The 13,784-nt window shown below is 62.1% G+C and carries 15 protein-coding genes and 1 pseudogene; 7 read left to right on the top strand and 9 right to left on the bottom strand.

Annotated elements, in window-relative coordinates:
* Positions 1-4 precede the first annotated feature (4 nt).
* Positions 5-868, bottom strand: coding sequence for a YicC/YloC family endoribonuclease (locus IEC33019_RS26675; protein WP_070094709.1), 864 nt, complete (start codon positions 866-868; stop codon positions 5-7).
* A gap of 225 nt (positions 869-1,093) precedes the next feature.
* On the opposite strand from IEC33019_RS26675, the gene rph reads away from it, so the two are divergent.
* Positions 1,094-1,816, top strand: coding sequence for a ribonuclease PH (gene rph, locus IEC33019_RS26670; RefSeq protein WP_070094708.1), 723 nt, complete (start codon positions 1,094-1,096; stop codon positions 1,814-1,816).
* A 25-nt stretch (positions 1,817-1,841) separates the two neighbouring features.
* Complete coding sequence (locus IEC33019_RS26665; RefSeq protein WP_070094707.1) at positions 1,842-2,213, top strand: DUF4870 domain-containing protein; 372 nt, start codon at positions 1,842-1,844, stop codon at positions 2,211-2,213.
* Between the two features lie 123 nt (positions 2,214-2,336).
* Here the strand turns inward: IEC33019_RS26665 and IEC33019_RS26660 are convergent, their stop codons facing one another.
* Positions 2,337-3,116: an exodeoxyribonuclease III gene (locus IEC33019_RS26660; RefSeq protein ID WP_043212963.1), complete on the bottom strand. Its 780-nt coding sequence runs from the start codon at positions 3,114-3,116 to the stop codon at positions 2,337-2,339.
* An 80-nt stretch (positions 3,117-3,196) separates the two neighbouring features.
* Between IEC33019_RS26660 and pyrE the strand changes: the two genes are divergently transcribed.
* Positions 3,197-3,838 carry an orotate phosphoribosyltransferase gene (gene pyrE, locus IEC33019_RS26655; protein WP_070094706.1) on the top strand — a complete coding sequence of 214 codons (642 nt, stop codon included), beginning with the start codon at positions 3,197-3,199 and terminating at the stop codon, positions 3,836-3,838.
* A gap of 112 nt (positions 3,839-3,950) precedes the next feature.
* Here pyrE and argB read toward each other — a convergent pair whose 3' ends face one another.
* From argB to coaBC, 4 genes and pseudogenes are all read right to left on the bottom strand, one after another.
* Positions 3,951-4,856, bottom strand: a complete 906-nt coding sequence (argB, locus tag IEC33019_RS26650) for an acetylglutamate kinase (RefSeq protein WP_070093838.1) — start codon at positions 4,854-4,856, stop codon at positions 3,951-3,953.
* A gap of 32 nt (positions 4,857-4,888) precedes the next feature.
* Positions 4,889-6,262: pseudogene (locus IEC33019_RS26645) on the bottom strand (phosphomannomutase/phosphoglucomutase); the annotation flags it as partial.
* A 134-nt stretch (positions 6,263-6,396) separates the two neighbouring features.
* Positions 6,397-6,852 carry a dUTP diphosphatase gene (gene dut, locus IEC33019_RS26640; RefSeq protein ID WP_070093840.1) on the bottom strand — a complete coding sequence of 152 codons (456 nt, stop codon included), beginning with the start codon at positions 6,850-6,852 and terminating at the stop codon, positions 6,397-6,399.
* A 5-nt stretch (positions 6,853-6,857) separates the two neighbouring features.
* Positions 6,858-8,069, bottom strand: coding sequence for a bifunctional phosphopantothenoylcysteine decarboxylase/phosphopantothenate--cysteine ligase CoaBC (gene coaBC / locus IEC33019_RS26635; protein ID WP_070093841.1), 1,212 nt, complete (start codon positions 8,067-8,069; stop codon positions 6,858-6,860).
* A 125-nt stretch (positions 8,070-8,194) separates the two neighbouring features.
* On the opposite strand from coaBC, the gene radC reads away from it, so the two are divergent.
* A complete protein-coding gene (gene radC, locus IEC33019_RS26630) occupies positions 8,195-8,875 on the top strand; it encodes a RadC family protein (RefSeq protein ID WP_070093842.1) in 681 nt (226 codons plus the stop codon).
* A 95-nt stretch (positions 8,876-8,970) separates the two neighbouring features.
* On the opposite strand, the gene IEC33019_RS26625 is transcribed toward radC, so the two are convergent.
* On the bottom strand, positions 8,971-10,560 hold the full coding sequence (locus IEC33019_RS26625; RefSeq protein WP_070093843.1) for an ABC transporter substrate-binding protein: 1,590 nt from the start codon (positions 10,558-10,560) through the stop codon (positions 8,971-8,973).
* A 363-nt stretch (positions 10,561-10,923) separates the two neighbouring features.
* Here IEC33019_RS26625 and rpmB point away from each other — a divergent pair, with 363 nt between their 5' ends.
* Both rpmB and rpmG read left to right on the top strand, forming a co-directional pair.
* A complete protein-coding gene (gene rpmB, locus IEC33019_RS26615) occupies positions 10,924-11,160 on the top strand; it encodes a 50S ribosomal protein L28 (protein ID WP_043212989.1) in 237 nt (78 codons plus the stop codon).
* An 11-nt stretch (positions 11,161-11,171) separates the two neighbouring features.
* Positions 11,172-11,327: a 50S ribosomal protein L33 gene (gene rpmG / locus IEC33019_RS26610; protein WP_070093845.1), complete on the top strand. Its 156-nt coding sequence runs from the start codon at positions 11,172-11,174 to the stop codon at positions 11,325-11,327.
* Between the two features lie 64 nt (positions 11,328-11,391).
* Here the strand turns inward: rpmG and IEC33019_RS26605 are convergent, their stop codons facing one another.
* Both IEC33019_RS26605 and IEC33019_RS26600 read right to left on the bottom strand, forming a co-directional pair.
* A complete protein-coding gene (locus tag IEC33019_RS26605) occupies positions 11,392-11,595 on the bottom strand; it encodes a hypothetical protein (protein ID WP_070093846.1) in 204 nt (67 codons plus the stop codon).
* An 80-nt stretch (positions 11,596-11,675) separates the two neighbouring features.
* Positions 11,676-12,035 carry a cupin domain-containing protein gene (locus IEC33019_RS26600; RefSeq protein WP_070093847.1) on the bottom strand — a complete coding sequence of 120 codons (360 nt, stop codon included), beginning with the start codon at positions 12,033-12,035 and terminating at the stop codon, positions 11,676-11,678.
* A gap of 195 nt (positions 12,036-12,230) precedes the next feature.
* On the opposite strand from IEC33019_RS26600, the gene IEC33019_RS26595 reads away from it, so the two are divergent.
* Complete coding sequence (locus IEC33019_RS26595) at positions 12,231-13,724, top strand: aldehyde dehydrogenase (RefSeq protein WP_043212993.1); 1,494 nt, start codon at positions 12,231-12,233, stop codon at positions 13,722-13,724.
* The last annotated feature ends 60 nt before the right edge of the window (positions 13,725-13,784 follow it).

The raw sequence follows: 13,784 nt of genomic DNA, 5'->3' as shown, positions 1-13,784 counted from the left end.
GGCCTTACTCAATGTTCTGTACTTGTTCACGCATCTGTTCGATCAGCACCTTGAGGTTGACCGCCGCCTGAGTGCTGCGTGGGTCGAACGCCTTGGAGCCCAGGGTATTGGCCTCGCGATTGAGCTCCTGCATCAGGAAGTCCAGGCGCCGACCGGCTGCACCGCCGGACTTGAGCACGCGACGGACTTCGGTGATGTGGGTGCTCAGGCGATCCAGCTCTTCGGCCACGTCGCTCTTCTGGGCCAGCAGCACCATCTCCTGTTCCAGGCGCTGCGGGTCGAGTTCGGCCTGCAGATCATTGAAGCGGTCGAGGATGCGCTGGCGCTGGGCGGCCAGCATCTGTGGCACCAAGGCGCGCAAGGTGGTGACTTCAGTGGTCATGCCGTCCAGCCGTTCGTTGATCAGTCGGGCCAGTTCCAGACCTTCGCGCTGACGTCCAGCCTTGAGCTCGGCCAGTGCCTCGTCGAACAGCGCCATGGCCTCGGCATTGAGGGCTTGTGGATCGCTGGCATCTGCCACCAGCACGCCGGGCCAGGCCAGGACTTCGAGCGGGTTCAGCGGTGCGGGCTGTTTGATCAGGCCGGCGACGGTCTCGGCGGCGGCGACCAGTTGTGTGGCGCGCTCGCGATCGACTTGCAGGGGCTTGCCGGTGTTGTCTTCGCTCAGGCGCAAGGTGCATTCGACCTTGCCGCGCGACAACCCTTGGCGCAGGCCCTCGCGTACCGCACCTTCCAGATCGCGCAGGGCTTCGGGCAGGCGCAGGTGAGGTTCCAGATAGCGGTGGTTGACCGAGCGCAGTTCCCAGGCCAGGGTGCCTTGGCTGCCAGCGCGCTCGACGCGAGCAAATGCGGTCATGCTGTGCACCATGGAAAGTACCTCGCGAAGTCGAAATGAACGGGGAAGCCTTTCGGCCAAGGCGCGGGATTGTAACGCAGTGCGGTGCGGGCGCCCAATCCACCCATGTTACAGACAGCCCGCAGGGCCGGAGGGAAAAGACGACAGGCTGCCGGGAGCGCGACAATAGGCATGTCCTCCCAGGGCGGCGGGCCTTATAATGCTCGCCAGATTCAAGTCCCGGTACAGGTATCCCAGATGAAACGTCCAAGTGGTCGCGCCGCCGATCAGCTCCGCTCGATCCGCATCACCCGCAACTACACCAAGCACGCCGAGGGGTCGGTACTGGTCGAGTTCGGCGACACCAAGGTCGTCTGCACGGTCAGCGTCGAAAATGGTGTTCCCCGCTTCCTCAAGGGTCAGGGCCAGGGTTGGCTGACCGCCGAGTACGGCATGCTGCCGCGCTCCACTGGCGAGCGTAACCAGCGTGAGGCGAGCCGTGGCAAGCAGGGCGGTCGCACCCTGGAGATCCAGCGCCTGATCGGCCGCTCCCTGCGCGCCGCGCTGGACATGAGCAAGTTGGGCGATGTCACCCTTTACGTCGACTGCGACGTGATCCAGGCCGATGGCGGCACCCGCACCGCATCGATCAGCGGTGCCATGGTCGCGCTGTGCGACGCCTTGGCAGTGATCAAGAAACGTGGTGGTCTCAAGGGTGGCAACCCGCTCAAGCACATGATCGCTGCTGTCTCGGTGGGCATGTACCAGGGCGAGGCCGTGCTCGACCTGGACTACCTGGAAGACTCGGCCGCCGAGACCGACCTGAACGTGGTCATGACCAGCGCCGGTGGCTTCATCGAGGTGCAGGGCACCGCCGAAGGCGCCCCGTTCCAGCCTGAAGACTTCAACGCCATGCTGGCCCTGGCCCAAAAGGGCATGACCGAGATCTTCGAATTGCAGAACGCGTCGCTGGCCGACTGACCTGTATGCCAAGGAGGTATGGAACATGAACGAGCCTGACGACCTGCCGGTCGCTCCACCCAACGCCGAGATCCGGCAGTGGGCGATGTTCTGTCATCTCTCGGCGCTGCTGGGCCTGGTGGTGCCCCTTGGGCACCTGCTGGGTCCGCTGGTGATGTGGATCTGGAAGCGTGAGCTGGATCCTTTCATCGACGCGCAAGGCAAGGAGGCGCTTAACTTCCAGATCAGCGTGACCATCGCAGGGTTCATCTGCTTCCTGCTGATGTTCGTGCTGGTGGGGATCGTGCTGTTCGCCCTCCTGACGGTGGCGGTGCTGGTCCTGGCCATCCTTGCAGGGGTCAAGGCCAACGAGGGCAAGCCTTATCGCTATCCGCTGATCTGGCGACCGATCAAGTAGGTTTTTCTGAGGCTCATTCACAGGTAAACCCGCTCCCAGAGGCAGGCGCCACACGCAAGAGCGGCGCAGATCCTGTGGGAGCGGGTTTACCCGCGAATGGGCTGCTGCAAGGCAGCCCATGCTTTAGATGGTCAGCGTCCAGTCGTAGTCCACGATCAGTGGCGCATGCTGGGAGAACCGAGGTTGGCGCGGCAGGCGGGCATTACGCACGAAGCGGCGCAAGCCTGGGGTGAGGATCTGGTAATCGAACCGGTAACCCAGGTTGAGCATCTCGGCCTGCTCGTTGTCTGGCCACCAGCTGTACTGGTCGCCTTCGCGGCTGACTTCGCGCAGGGCGTCGACGTAGCCCATGTCGCCAACGATTGCGTCCATCCACGCACGCTCCGGCGGCAGGAAGCCTGGCGACTGCTGGCTGTCGCGCCAGTTCTTGATGTCGAGCTTCTGCTGCGCCACGTACAGCGAGCCGCAGTAGATGTACTCGCGACGCTTGCGACGCTGCTTGTCCAGGTAGCGGGCGAAGTCGTCCATCAACTTGAACTTCTGGTTCAAGTCCTCATCGCCGTTCATGCCCGAAGGCAGCAGCAAGGTAGCAATACTTACCTTGTCGAAATCCGCTTGCAGGTAACGCCCGTAACGGTCGGCTGTCTCGAAGCCCAGGCCGGTGATGACTGCCTTGGGCTGCATCCGCGAGTACAGTGCCACGCCACCTTGGGCTGGCACCTCCGCGTCGCAGGCGTAAAGGAAATAGCCATCGAGCTGGAAAGCTGGGTCGTCGAGTTCAAAGGCCGAGGCGCGGGTATCCTGAAGGCAGATGACGTCGGCATTCTGGGCTTGCAGCCAGCTGAGCAATCCACGCTCGGCTGCAGCCTGAATGCCATTTACGTTCACACTGATGATCCGCATAAATGGCCCCAAAAATCTCGTGCGTGTATGATACCCGAGCTCAACTCATTTAGCTAAATCCGTGGTGTCTGGGACTCTTCATGCAGCCGTATCAGCGCGACTTCATTCGTTTTGCCATCGATCGCGGGGTTCTGCGCTTCGGTGAGTTCACCCTGAAATCGGGGCGTACCAGCCCGTACTTCTTCAATGCCGGCCTGTTCAATACCGGTTCTGCACTGGTGCAACTGGGGCGTTGCTACGCGGCGGCCATCGTCGATAGCAAGATCTCGTTCGACGTGCTGTTCGGCCCAGCTTACAAGGGTATTCCCCTGGCGGCAGCCACTGCCGTGGCTCTGGCCGAGCAACACCAGCTCGATGTGCCATGGTGCTTCAACCGCAAGGAAGCCAAGGATCACGGCGAAGGCGGCAGCCTGGTCGGTGCACCGCTGGCCGGTGACGTGCTGATCATCGACGACGTGATCACCGCTGGCACCGCCATTCGCGAAGTGATGCAGATCATCAACGCCCAGCAGGCCAAGGCCGCTGGCGTTCTGATCGCCCTGAACCGCGAAGAGCGTGGCAACGGCGAGCTGTCGGCGATCCAGGAGGTCGAGCGTGATTTCGGCATCCCGGTCGTCAGCATCGTTTCGCTGACCCAGGTGCTGGAATTCCTGGCCGACGATCCACAGCTCAAGCAGCACCTGCCAGCTGTCGAAGCCTATCGGGCCCAGTACGGGATCTGATCTTGGCGTGGAAATGAAAAAAGGCGACCCATGAGGTCGCCTTTTTTTGTCGCCTGTACCAACCGTTTCGCGAGTTTGCCCGCGAAGAGGCCAAAACAGGCTAATCGAACGCTTAGCTGCGCTTGGTATTGGTGATCAAGGTACCCACACCGCTGTCGGTGAAGATCTCCAGCAGCACGGCGTTCGGTACGCGACCATCGATGATGTGCGAGCTGTTCACGCCGCCTTGTACCGCCTCCAGTGCGCATTTGATCTTGGGCAGCATACCGCCGTAGATGGTGCCGTCGGCGATCAGTTCGTTGACCTGCTCGGTGGTCAGACCCGTCAGAACGGTGCCTTGCTTGTCCATCAGGCCAGCGATGTTGGTCAGCAGCATCAGCTTCTCAGCCTTCAGTGCCTCGGCCACCTTGCCTGCCACCAGATCGGCGTTGATGTTGTAGGATTCGCCGTTCTCTCCCACGCCAATCGGTGCGATCACCGGGATGAAATCGCCTTTGACCAGCATGTTCAGCAGGTCGGTGTTGACGCTCACCACTTCACCCACATGACCGATGTCGATGATTTCCGGCTGGGTCATCTCCGGTGTCTGGCGGGTGACGGTGAGTTTCTTGGCGCGGATCAGTTCAGCATCCTTGCCGGTCAGGCCGATGGCGCTGCCGCCGTGACGGTTGATCAGGTTGACGATGTCCTTGTTGACCTGGCCGCCCAGGACCATTTCCACCACGTCCATGGTGGCCGAGTCGGTGACGCGCATGCCATCGATGAAGTGGCTTTCGATCGACAGGCGCTTGAGCAGGTCACCGATCTGTGGGCCGCCACCGTGGACGACCACTGGGTTGATGCCCACGGCCTTCATCAGCACGATGTCCCGGGCAAAGCCGGTCTTGAGCTCTTCGCTCTCCATCGCGTTGCCGCCGTACTTGATCACCAGGGTCTTGCCGACAAAGCGGCGAATGTAAGGCAGTGCTTCGGACAAAACCTCGGCTACATGGGAAGCGGCATCGCGATCGAGGGTCATGCAGGGCTCCAGGTTAAGGAACGGATAGTCGGTCAGAACGGCAGTTGCAGGGCTGGGTCGACACGCAGCAACTGCGTGCGCAAGACAGCCTGGATACGTTGCAGCTCGGCGTCGCTTTCGGCCTCGAAGCGCAGCACCAGCACCGGCGTGGTGTTGGAGGCGCGAACCAGGCCCCAGCCCTGGGCGTAGTCGACCCGCACACCGTCGATGGTGGTGAGGTTGGCATCGCCCCAGTCGGCGTCGCGTTGCAGTGCATCAATGATGCTGAATTTACTCTCGTCGGTCACATCAATGTTGATTTCCGGCGTCGAAATATCGTTCGGGAACGCCGCGAACAGGCTTTCGGCGTCCTGGCCGGCCTTGCTGAGAATCTCCAGCAGGCGTGCGGCACTGTAGATGCCGTCGTCGAAGCCGTACCAACGTTCCTTGATGAAGATGTGTCCGCTCATCTCGCCGGCCAGCAGAGAGCCGGTCTGTTTCATTTTTTTCTTGATCAGCGAGTGGCCGGTCTTCCACATCAGGGCGCGGCCGCCATGCTGCTCGATCAGCGGCGTCAGGCGACGGGTGCATTTGACGTCGAAGATGATCTCGGCACCGGGGTTGCGTGACAGCACGTCCTGGGCGAAGAGCATCAGCAGGCGATCGGGATAGACGATGGTGCCGGTGTTGGTCACCACGCCCACGCGGTCGCCGTCCCCGTCGAAGGCCAGGCCGATATCGGCGCCGGTTTCCTTGACCTTGGCGATCAGGTCTTCGAGGTTTTCTGGCTTGCCCGGATCCGGGTGGTGGTTGGGGAAGTTGCCGTCGACCTCGCAGAACAGCGGGATGACGTCGCAGCCCAGGGCCTCGATCAGGCGCGGGGCGATGACGCCGGCGGCGCCGTTGCCGCAGTCCACCACTACCTTGAGTTTCTTGGCCAGCTTCACATCGCCGATGATCTGCTGGAAGTAACGCTCGAGGATCTCGACACGTTCGACGCGGCCCTCGCCACGGCTCAGGTCGTTGGTTTTCAGGCGAGTCAGCAGGGCCTGGATCTGTTCGTTGGCCAAGGTGTCGCCAGCAATCACGATCTTGAAGCCGTTGTAGTCAGGCGGGTTGTGGCTGCCGGTGAGCATCACGCCGGACTTGCCAGCCAGCACATTGGCGGCGTAGTAGAGCGCCGGGGTCGGAACCAGGCCGACGTCGCTGACTTGGCAGCCGGCGTCAACCAGGCCCTTGATCAGTTGCTCGACCAGCATTGGACCGGACAGGCGGCCATCGCGTCCGACCGAGATCTGCGGCTCGCCTTGGGCGAGGGTCTGGGCGCCGATGGCACGGCCGATCCAATAGGCAGTCTCGCCGGTCAGGGTTTTGCCGACAACGCCACGGATGTCGTAGGCGCGGAAGATGGTCTCGGGCAGTGCGGGTACCAGGTGGGCCATGTCGTTCATCTCTGGGTGCTCCAATAATCAAAGGCTTCTGGGCAGGCGCAAACTGAACGCTTGGACGGTGCTTTGGCCAGAGAGTTCGCCATCCATGGCCCAACGGTCGTCAAGCGGGCTCAGTGGCTGCCGGAGTGACCGAAGCCGCCAGCCCCGCGTTGGCTCTCGTCGAAGGACTCGACGATGTCGAAATGCGCCTGCACTACCGGCACCAGCACCAGCTGTGCGATGCGCTCGCCGATGGCGATGGTGAATGGCGTCTGGCCGCGGTTCCAGCAGGAGACCATCAGCTCGCCCTGGTAGTCCGAGTCGATCAGGCCGACCAGGTTGCCCAGCACGATGCCGTGCTTGTGGCCCAGGCCCGAGCGCGGAAGGATCATGGCGGCCAGGCCAGGGTCGCCGATATACACCGACAGGCCGGTTGGAATCAGCAGGGTCTGGCCAGGTTCCAGGACGGTGTCTTCCTTGAGCATGGCGCGCAGGTCCAGACCAGCGGAACCGGGGGTGGCGTACTGCGGGAGAGGGAATTCGTTGCCCAGGCGGGCGTCGAGAATCTTGGCTTGAAGAGCGTGCATGTAACTTATTGAACCTGGTTGAGCCGTTCGGCGATGAAGGCGACCAGCTGCCGGGCGATCTTGCCCTTGCTGGTCTGCGCGAAGAGGGTCTGGTGTTGCTGGCGGTCGATGACGGTCAGGGCGTTTTCCTCGCTGTTGAAGCCGATGCTGGGGTTGGCCACATCATTGGCGACGATCAGGTCGAGGTTCTTGTCCTTGAGCTTGCGCGTGGCGTAATCGAGCAGGTGTTCGGTCTCGGCGGCGAAGCCGACGCTGAACGGACGGTCGGTGCGCCCAGCGATGGTCGCAAGGATATCCGGATTGCGCACCATCTGCAGCAGCATGCCGTCGCCGGTCGTAGGGTCTTTCTTGAGTTTTTGCGGGGCAACGACTTCTGGGCGGTAGTCCGCGACCGCTGCCGAGGCGATGAACAGGTCGCAGGGCATGGCCGCTTCGCAGGCCGCGAGCATGTCCCGCGCGCTCACCACGTCGATCCGGTTGACGCGATCGGGTGTCGGCAGGTGCACGGGGCCTGTGACCAGGGTTACCCGAGCCCCGGCCTCGGCGGCCGCCTCAGCCAGGGCGAAGCCCATCTTCCCGGAGCTATGATTGGTGATGTAGCGCACCGGGTCGATGTTTTCCTGGGTCGGGCCGGCGGTGATCAGCACGTGCTTGCCGGTCAGTGACTGGCGCTTGAAGCTTTCGGCGGCGCACCAGGCGAGGTCCGTGGCTTCGAGCATACGGCCAAGGCCTACGTCGCCACAGGCCTGGCTGCCGGAGGCCGGGCCGAACACCTGGATGCCACGGCTCTTGAGCAGTTCGAGGTTGGCCTGGGTGGCCGGGTCGCGCCACATGGCCTGGTTCATGGCCGGGGCCACGGCAACGGTGGCATCGGTGGCCAGCACCAGGGTCGTCAGCAGGTCATCTGCCATGCCCTGCGCCAGGCGCGCCATGAGGTCGGCGGTGGCCGGGGCGATCAGTACCAGGTCGGCCCACTTGGCCAGTTCGATGTGCCCCATCGCAGCTTCTGCGGCGGGGTCGAGCAGATCCATGTGCACCGGATGGCCGGAGAGCGCCTGCAGGGTCAGTGGCGTGATGAATTCGGCGCCACCTCGGGTCATGACGACGCGCACTTGCGCGCCGTGTTCCAGGAGTCGGCGAATCAGCTCGGCGCTCTTGTAGGCGGCGATGCCGCCACCCACGCCGAGAACGATGCGCTTGCGATACAACCGCTGCATAGGCTTGCCTTTATCCAGTGAAAGCGGGCGGCGACGACAACTGCCTGCGGCAGATCGTCGCATCTACGGAGCGAAATAGATTAACACAGGGCCGAAACGTGCCGCAGTAACACGCAAGGAGGGGTATGAACATCAGGGAGTGGCCTGTGGCGGAGAGACCACGGGAGAAGTTGTTGCAACAAGGGGTGGGTAGTCTGTCGGACGCTGAATTGCTGGCGGTATTCCTTGGGTCTGGTGTCCGTGGGTGCAATGTCCTCGAGTTGTCGCGTGGGCTGTTGGTGAAGTTTGGTGGCTTGCGTCAGTTGCTTGAGGCCGACAGGGCGGCATTTCTGGGTGAGCTAGGGCTTGGCCCGGTCAGGTATAGCCAATTGCAGGCGCTGCTGGAAATTGGACGGAGGAATCTGGCCAAGTCGCTTGAGCGTGACTCTGTCATGGAAAACCCCTCGGCTGTGCGACGTTACCTGAAGTCCATGTTGCGCCATGAGGCCAGTGAGGTATTCGGCTGCCTGTTCCTGGATACCAAGCACCGGCCGCTGGCTTTCGAGATCCTGTTCCGCGGCACGATCGACCGGGCCAGCATCTACCCCCGCGAAGTGGTTCGGCGCTCGCTGTTGCATAACGCCGCCGCGATGATCATCTGTCACAACCATCCTTCAGGCCATTGCGAGCCCAGTGAGGATGACGTGCACATGACCCTGGTGCTCAAGCGCGCGTTGGCCTTGATCGATGTGCGGGTGCTCGATCATGTCATTGTCGGGGATGGCGAGCCGCTGTCGATGGTCGAGCAGGGGTGGATTGTCGCCTAGGGCTCTCACAGGTACAGCAGCGTTCTTGAGGACCGCGCCGAGCTGTGGAGGCTGGCGCAGCCTGCGATGGGGCGCAAAGCGCCCCCGGCCCATGCTTAGCGCGTGACGGAAACCTTGCTGAAATCCAATCGTCCGAACGGGCTCACCTGGTAGCCCTCCACGCCTTGGCGCAGCAGTGTGGCCGCAGTCGGGTGGGCCAGCGGTAACCACAACGCCTGCTGCTGGATCAGCGTCTGCGCCTGCTGGTACAGGCGGCTGCGTACGCTCTGGTCGTTGGTGGTGCGACCGGCGCTGATCAGCTGATCCAGGCGGTTGTCGCAGAACCGCGCGAAGTTGGTGCCGGATTTGACCGCTGCGCAGGAAAACTGCGGGCTGAGGAAGTTGTCCGGGTCACCGTTGTCGCCCGCCCAGCCCATGAACAGCAGGTCATGCTCGCCGGCTTTGGCGCGGCGGATCAGCTCGCCCCATTCGATGACACGGATCTCGGCCTTGATGCCGATCTTCGCCAGGTCCGCCTGGAGCATCTGCGCGCCGAGGCTCGGGTTGGGATTGAGCAGACTGCCTGAAGGACGGGTCCAGATCGTCGTGGCAAAACCGTCCGCAAACCCGGCCTTGGCCAGCAGCGCCTTGGCCTTTTTCAGGTCCAAGGTGTAGCCGGGCAAGTCCTTGGCGTAGCTCCAGGTATTGGGCGGGTAGGGGCCGTTGGCCGCTGTGGCGGTGCCTTCGAACACGGCCTTGAGATAGGCCGGCTTGTCGAAGGCAAGGTTGATGGCCTGACGTACTTCGGGCTTGTCCAGCGGTGGGTGCTGGCTGTTGAGGGCGACGAACGCCGTCATGAAGGCCGGGGTGCTGGCGGTTTTGAGGTTGCCGTCCTTGCCCGCTTCGGTGATATCCAGCGGCTTGGGCGAAAGGGCCACCTGGCATTCGCCGCGCTTGAGCTTCTGCAGGCGTACGTTGGCGTCCGGCGTGATGGCGTAGATCAGCGGGTCGACCGCAGGTTTGCCGGCGAAATAGTCGGGGTTGGCGCGGTAGCGCACCACTGCGTCCTTCTGGAAACGCTGGAACACGAACGGCCCGGTGCCGACCGGCTGGCTGTTGAGTTTTTCCGGGGTGCCGGCCTTGAGCAGCTTGTCGGCATACTCGGCGGAATAGATCGAAGCGAAGCCCATGCTCAGAGTGGCCAGGAACGTGGCATCCGGGTGGGTCAGGGTGAAGCGTACGGTGTGCGGTTCCGGCGCCTCGATCAGCTTGATCAGGCTGGCCAACTGCAGCGATTGGGCATGCGGGTAGCCGCCCGGCGCAGTCTTGTGCCAGGCGTGGGCGGGGTAGAGCATGCGCTGGAAGCTGAACAGCACGTCGTCGGCGTCCAGTTCACGACTGGGTTTGAACCAGGGCGTAGTGTGGAATTTCACGCCATTGCGCAGTTTGAAGTCGTAGATCAGGCCGTCATCGGACACTGTCCAGCTTTCCGCCAGACTGGGCACCACTCTGCCTTGGCTGGCATCGAATTCCACCAGGCGATTCATCAGCACGTCGGCCGAGGCGTTGGTGGTGGTCAGCGAATTGTACTGGACCACGTCGAAGCCTTCGGGGCTGGCCTCGGTGCAGACGGCGAGGGGCGCCGCCTGGGCGAGGCCTGCGGCGAACAGGGAGGTGAACATCAATGAAAGGGCGGCGACACGCATGGTGGCTCCTTGGCTGATCCGTGGCCCATCTGGCTGTGCAGTTGAATGAAACGTCCTACCCTAGTGTGCGCATTGATAAATGACCACCTTCTTTTTCGCTCGCCTGGCGACGAGCGGTCGACAGCACGCCAGCCTTGTCGCTATGCTGGCCGGGCGCGCTCGGCCCTATCAGGATGCGTATCTTCTGTTGTTGTGGCTGAGTCTTTCTGGTATAAAGCAGCGCTCTTTTCTAGGGGCACGGTCTGTCGCGCAAGCCGATTCGGTCGATAAGCCCCCCGGAAACACGGCGCCTGGCGCCATAGACTGAGAGATTAAGCGGCCAACCCATGCCGGGTTGGGCATGTGGTTTTAGAGGGCTGAGGCATGTCGAGAGTCTGTCAAGTTACCGGTAAGGGTCCGGTAACCGGGAACAACATTTCCCACGCAAACAACAAAACCCGTCGTCGTTTCCTGCCAAACTTGCAGCACCACCGTTTCTGGGTTGAGTCCGAGAAGCGCTTCGTGCGTCTGCGCGTTTCCGCCAAGGGCATGCGTATCATCGACAAGCGCGGTATCGATGCCGTTCTGGCCGACATCCGTCGTGCTGGCGCCAAGGTTTAAGGGAGAACATCATGCGTGAATTGATCCGTCTGGTTTCGAGTGCCGGTACCGGCCACTTCTACACCACCGACAAGAACAAGCGCACCACTCCGGACAAGATCGAGATCAAGAAATACGATCCGGTCGTCCGCCAGCACGTGGTCTACAAGGAAGCCAAGATCAAGTAATTGATCGGCAACCTGAAAAAACCCGCTTCCTCGGAAGCGGGTTTTTTTATGCCCGGCGTTCAGGTCAGTTGAAGGCGAAACCTTCGATGATGCCTTTCGCGTCCGCCTGAATGTGAATTCGCATCGGGTCGAATTCTCGGGTGGACATCTCGCTCGGTCCTACGACGCGAGAGCGCAGGGTGATGGCGCTGATCTCGTCCTTGATCGAGGGTGCGTAACGGATGCCGATCAGATGAGACAAGGCTTGCAAGACTTCTTCGTTGGTCATGGTGTCGCTCCTTAACGGTCGATGGCCCGACATGGGCCAGGCCATCCTCCCGCCGAGCAGTCCTGCGCCTGTGTTAACTATTACTTCTGTTCGAACATGACATAGATCTTGCGGCAGGGCTCCAGCACCTCCCAGGTGCCTTTGAAGCCGGCCGGGATCACGAACCGATCGCCGGTACGCAGGGTCTTGGCATTGCCTTCCTGGTCGCGCAGCACCGAAACACCCTGGGTGATCTCGCAGTATTCGTGCTCGGTGTAGTTCACCGTCCACAGGCCGACCTCGCCTTCCCACACACCTGCCGCAAATTGGCCGCATGGGCTGGAATAGTGGTTGTAGACCGCCTGGTCCGGCTCGCCCTTGAGGATTTTTTCCGCAGCTGGGCGGTAGCGTTCGGCCTCGGTGAGTGCCTGGGCGAAGTCGATGATGGTGCCGATGCTCATGGTGATTCCCTTTTGTTGTTTAATAAAATGCACATCAGTAGGCGTTTAGGCCATTCGTGTCAAATATATTGATAGTTTCTACCGGCTGGTTTAGGGTGTCGGGTGCCAGTGTGCGCTTGTCGCCCGGCCAGAATTATTGACACGTCGTGATGTCCTCAGTACGGCGTTGCACCTTAACAAGAGGAGGAGTTTCGTATGACCACCCTGACTCGTGCGGATTGGGAACAGCGTGCCCAGCAATTGAAGATCGAAGGTCGCGCCTTCATCAACGGCGAATACACCGATGCCGCATCCGGTGAAACCTTCGACTGCCTGAGCCCGGTGGACGGACGCTTCCTGGCCAAGGTTGCCAGCTGCGATCTGGCCGATGCCAACCGCGCTGTCGAAAATGCCCGCGCCGTATTCGAATCCGGCGTCTGGTCGCGCCAGGCCCCGGCCAAGCGCAAAGCCACCCTGATCCGCTTCGCCGACCTGCTGCGCAAGAACGTCGAAGAGCTGGCCCTGCTGGAAACCCTGGACATGGGCAAGCCGATCGGTGACTCCTCCACCATCGACGTCCCCGGTGCTGCCAATGCCATCCACTGGACGGCCGAAGCCATCGACAAAGTCTATGACGAAGTTGCCCCGACCCCGCACGATCAGCTGGGCCTGGTGACCCGCGAGCCTGTGGGTGTGGTCGGCGCGATCGTGCCGTGGAACTTCCCGCTGCTGATGGCCTGCTGGAAACTCGGCCCGGCCCTGGCCACCGGTAACTCCATCGTCCTCAAGCCCTCGGAAAAGTCGCCACTGACCGCCATCCGCATCGCCCAGCTGGCGATCGAAGCTGGTATCCCGGCCGGCGTGCTGAACGTGCTGCCAGGCTACGGCCACACCGTTGGCAAGGCCCTGGCCCTGCACATGGACGTCGATACCCTGGTGTTCACTGGCTCGACCAAGATCGCCAAGCAACTGATGGTCTACGCGGGCGAATCGAACATGAAGCGCGTTTGGCTGGAAGCCGGTGGCAAGAGCCCGAACATCGTCTTCGCCGACGCTCCTGACCTGAAGGCCGCTGCCGAAGCCGCTGCCAGCGCCATTGCCTTCAACCAGGGCGAAGTCTGCACCGCAGGTTCGCGCCTGCTGGTCGAGCGCTCGATCAAGGACAAATTCCTGCCGATGGTGGTCGAGGCCTTGAAGGCCTGGAAGCCGGGCAACCCGCTGGATCCGTCGACCACCGTCGGCGCGCTGGTGGACACCCAGCAGATGAACACCGTGCTGTCGTACATCGATGCCGGCCATCAGGACGGCGCCAAGCTGCTGGCTGGCGGCAAGCGTATTCTGGAAGAGACCGGCGGCACCTATGTCGAGCCGACCATCTTCGACGGCGTGACCAACGCCATGAAGATCGCCAAGGAAGAGATCTTCGGCCCTGTGCTGTCGGTCATCACCTTCGACACTGCCGAAGAAGCCGTGGCCATCGCCAACGACACGCCGTACGGCCTGGCAGCGGGCATCTGGACCGCGGACATCTCCAAGGCCCACAACACCGCCCGTGCCGTGCGCGCTGGCAGCGTGTGGGTCAACCAGTATGACGGTGGCGACATGACCGCGCCGTTCGGCGGCTTCAAGCAGTCGGGCAACGGCCGTGACAAGTCGCTGCACGCACTGGAGAAGTACACCGAGCTGAAAGCGACCTGGATCAAGCTGTAAATCCAGCGGGGCCGTTTAGCGGCCCTTTTCGTGGATGAACCCGCTCCCACGGGACATTTA

The organism is Pseudomonas putida, assembly GCF_002741075.1.
Taxonomy (GTDB): domain Bacteria; phylum Pseudomonadota; class Gammaproteobacteria; order Pseudomonadales; family Pseudomonadaceae; genus Aquipseudomonas; species Aquipseudomonas putida_T.
This window is presented reverse-complemented; position numbering and strand designations above follow the sequence as displayed.

Coding starts and splice junctions, on each gene's coding strand:
- IEC33019_RS26675 (WP_070094709.1), bottom strand. CDS start 868: ATGGTGCACAGCATGACCGCATTTGCTCGCGTCGAGCGCGCTGGCAGC.
- rph (WP_070094708.1), top strand. CDS start 1,094: ATGAAACGTCCAAGTGGTCGCGCCGCCGATCAGCTCCGCTCGATCCGC.
- IEC33019_RS26665 (WP_070094707.1), top strand. CDS start 1,842: ATGAACGAGCCTGACGACCTGCCGGTCGCTCCACCCAACGCCGAGATC.
- IEC33019_RS26660 (WP_043212963.1), bottom strand. CDS start 3,116: ATGCGGATCATCAGTGTGAACGTAAATGGCATTCAGGCTGCAGCCGAG.
- pyrE (WP_070094706.1), top strand. CDS start 3,197: ATGCAGCCGTATCAGCGCGACTTCATTCGTTTTGCCATCGATCGCGGG.
- argB (WP_070093838.1), bottom strand. CDS start 4,856: ATGACCCTCGATCGCGATGCCGCTTCCCATGTAGCCGAGGTTTTGTCC.
- dut (WP_070093840.1), bottom strand. CDS start 6,852: ATGCACGCTCTTCAAGCCAAGATTCTCGACGCCCGCCTGGGCAACGAA.
- coaBC (WP_070093841.1), bottom strand. CDS start 8,069: ATGCAGCGGTTGTATCGCAAGCGCATCGTTCTCGGCGTGGGTGGCGGC.
- radC (WP_070093842.1), top strand. CDS start 8,195: ATGAACATCAGGGAGTGGCCTGTGGCGGAGAGACCACGGGAGAAGTTG.
- IEC33019_RS26625 (WP_070093843.1), bottom strand. CDS start 10,560: ATGCGTGTCGCCGCCCTTTCATTGATGTTCACCTCCCTGTTCGCCGCA.
- rpmB (WP_043212989.1), top strand. CDS start 10,924: ATGTCGAGAGTCTGTCAAGTTACCGGTAAGGGTCCGGTAACCGGGAAC.
- rpmG (WP_070093845.1), top strand. CDS start 11,172: ATGCGTGAATTGATCCGTCTGGTTTCGAGTGCCGGTACCGGCCACTTC.
- IEC33019_RS26605 (WP_070093846.1), bottom strand. CDS start 11,595: ATGACCAACGAAGAAGTCTTGCAAGCCTTGTCTCATCTGATCGGCATC.
- IEC33019_RS26600 (WP_070093847.1), bottom strand. CDS start 12,035: ATGAGCATCGGCACCATCATCGACTTCGCCCAGGCACTCACCGAGGCC.
- IEC33019_RS26595 (WP_043212993.1), top strand. CDS start 12,231: ATGACCACCCTGACTCGTGCGGATTGGGAACAGCGTGCCCAGCAATTG.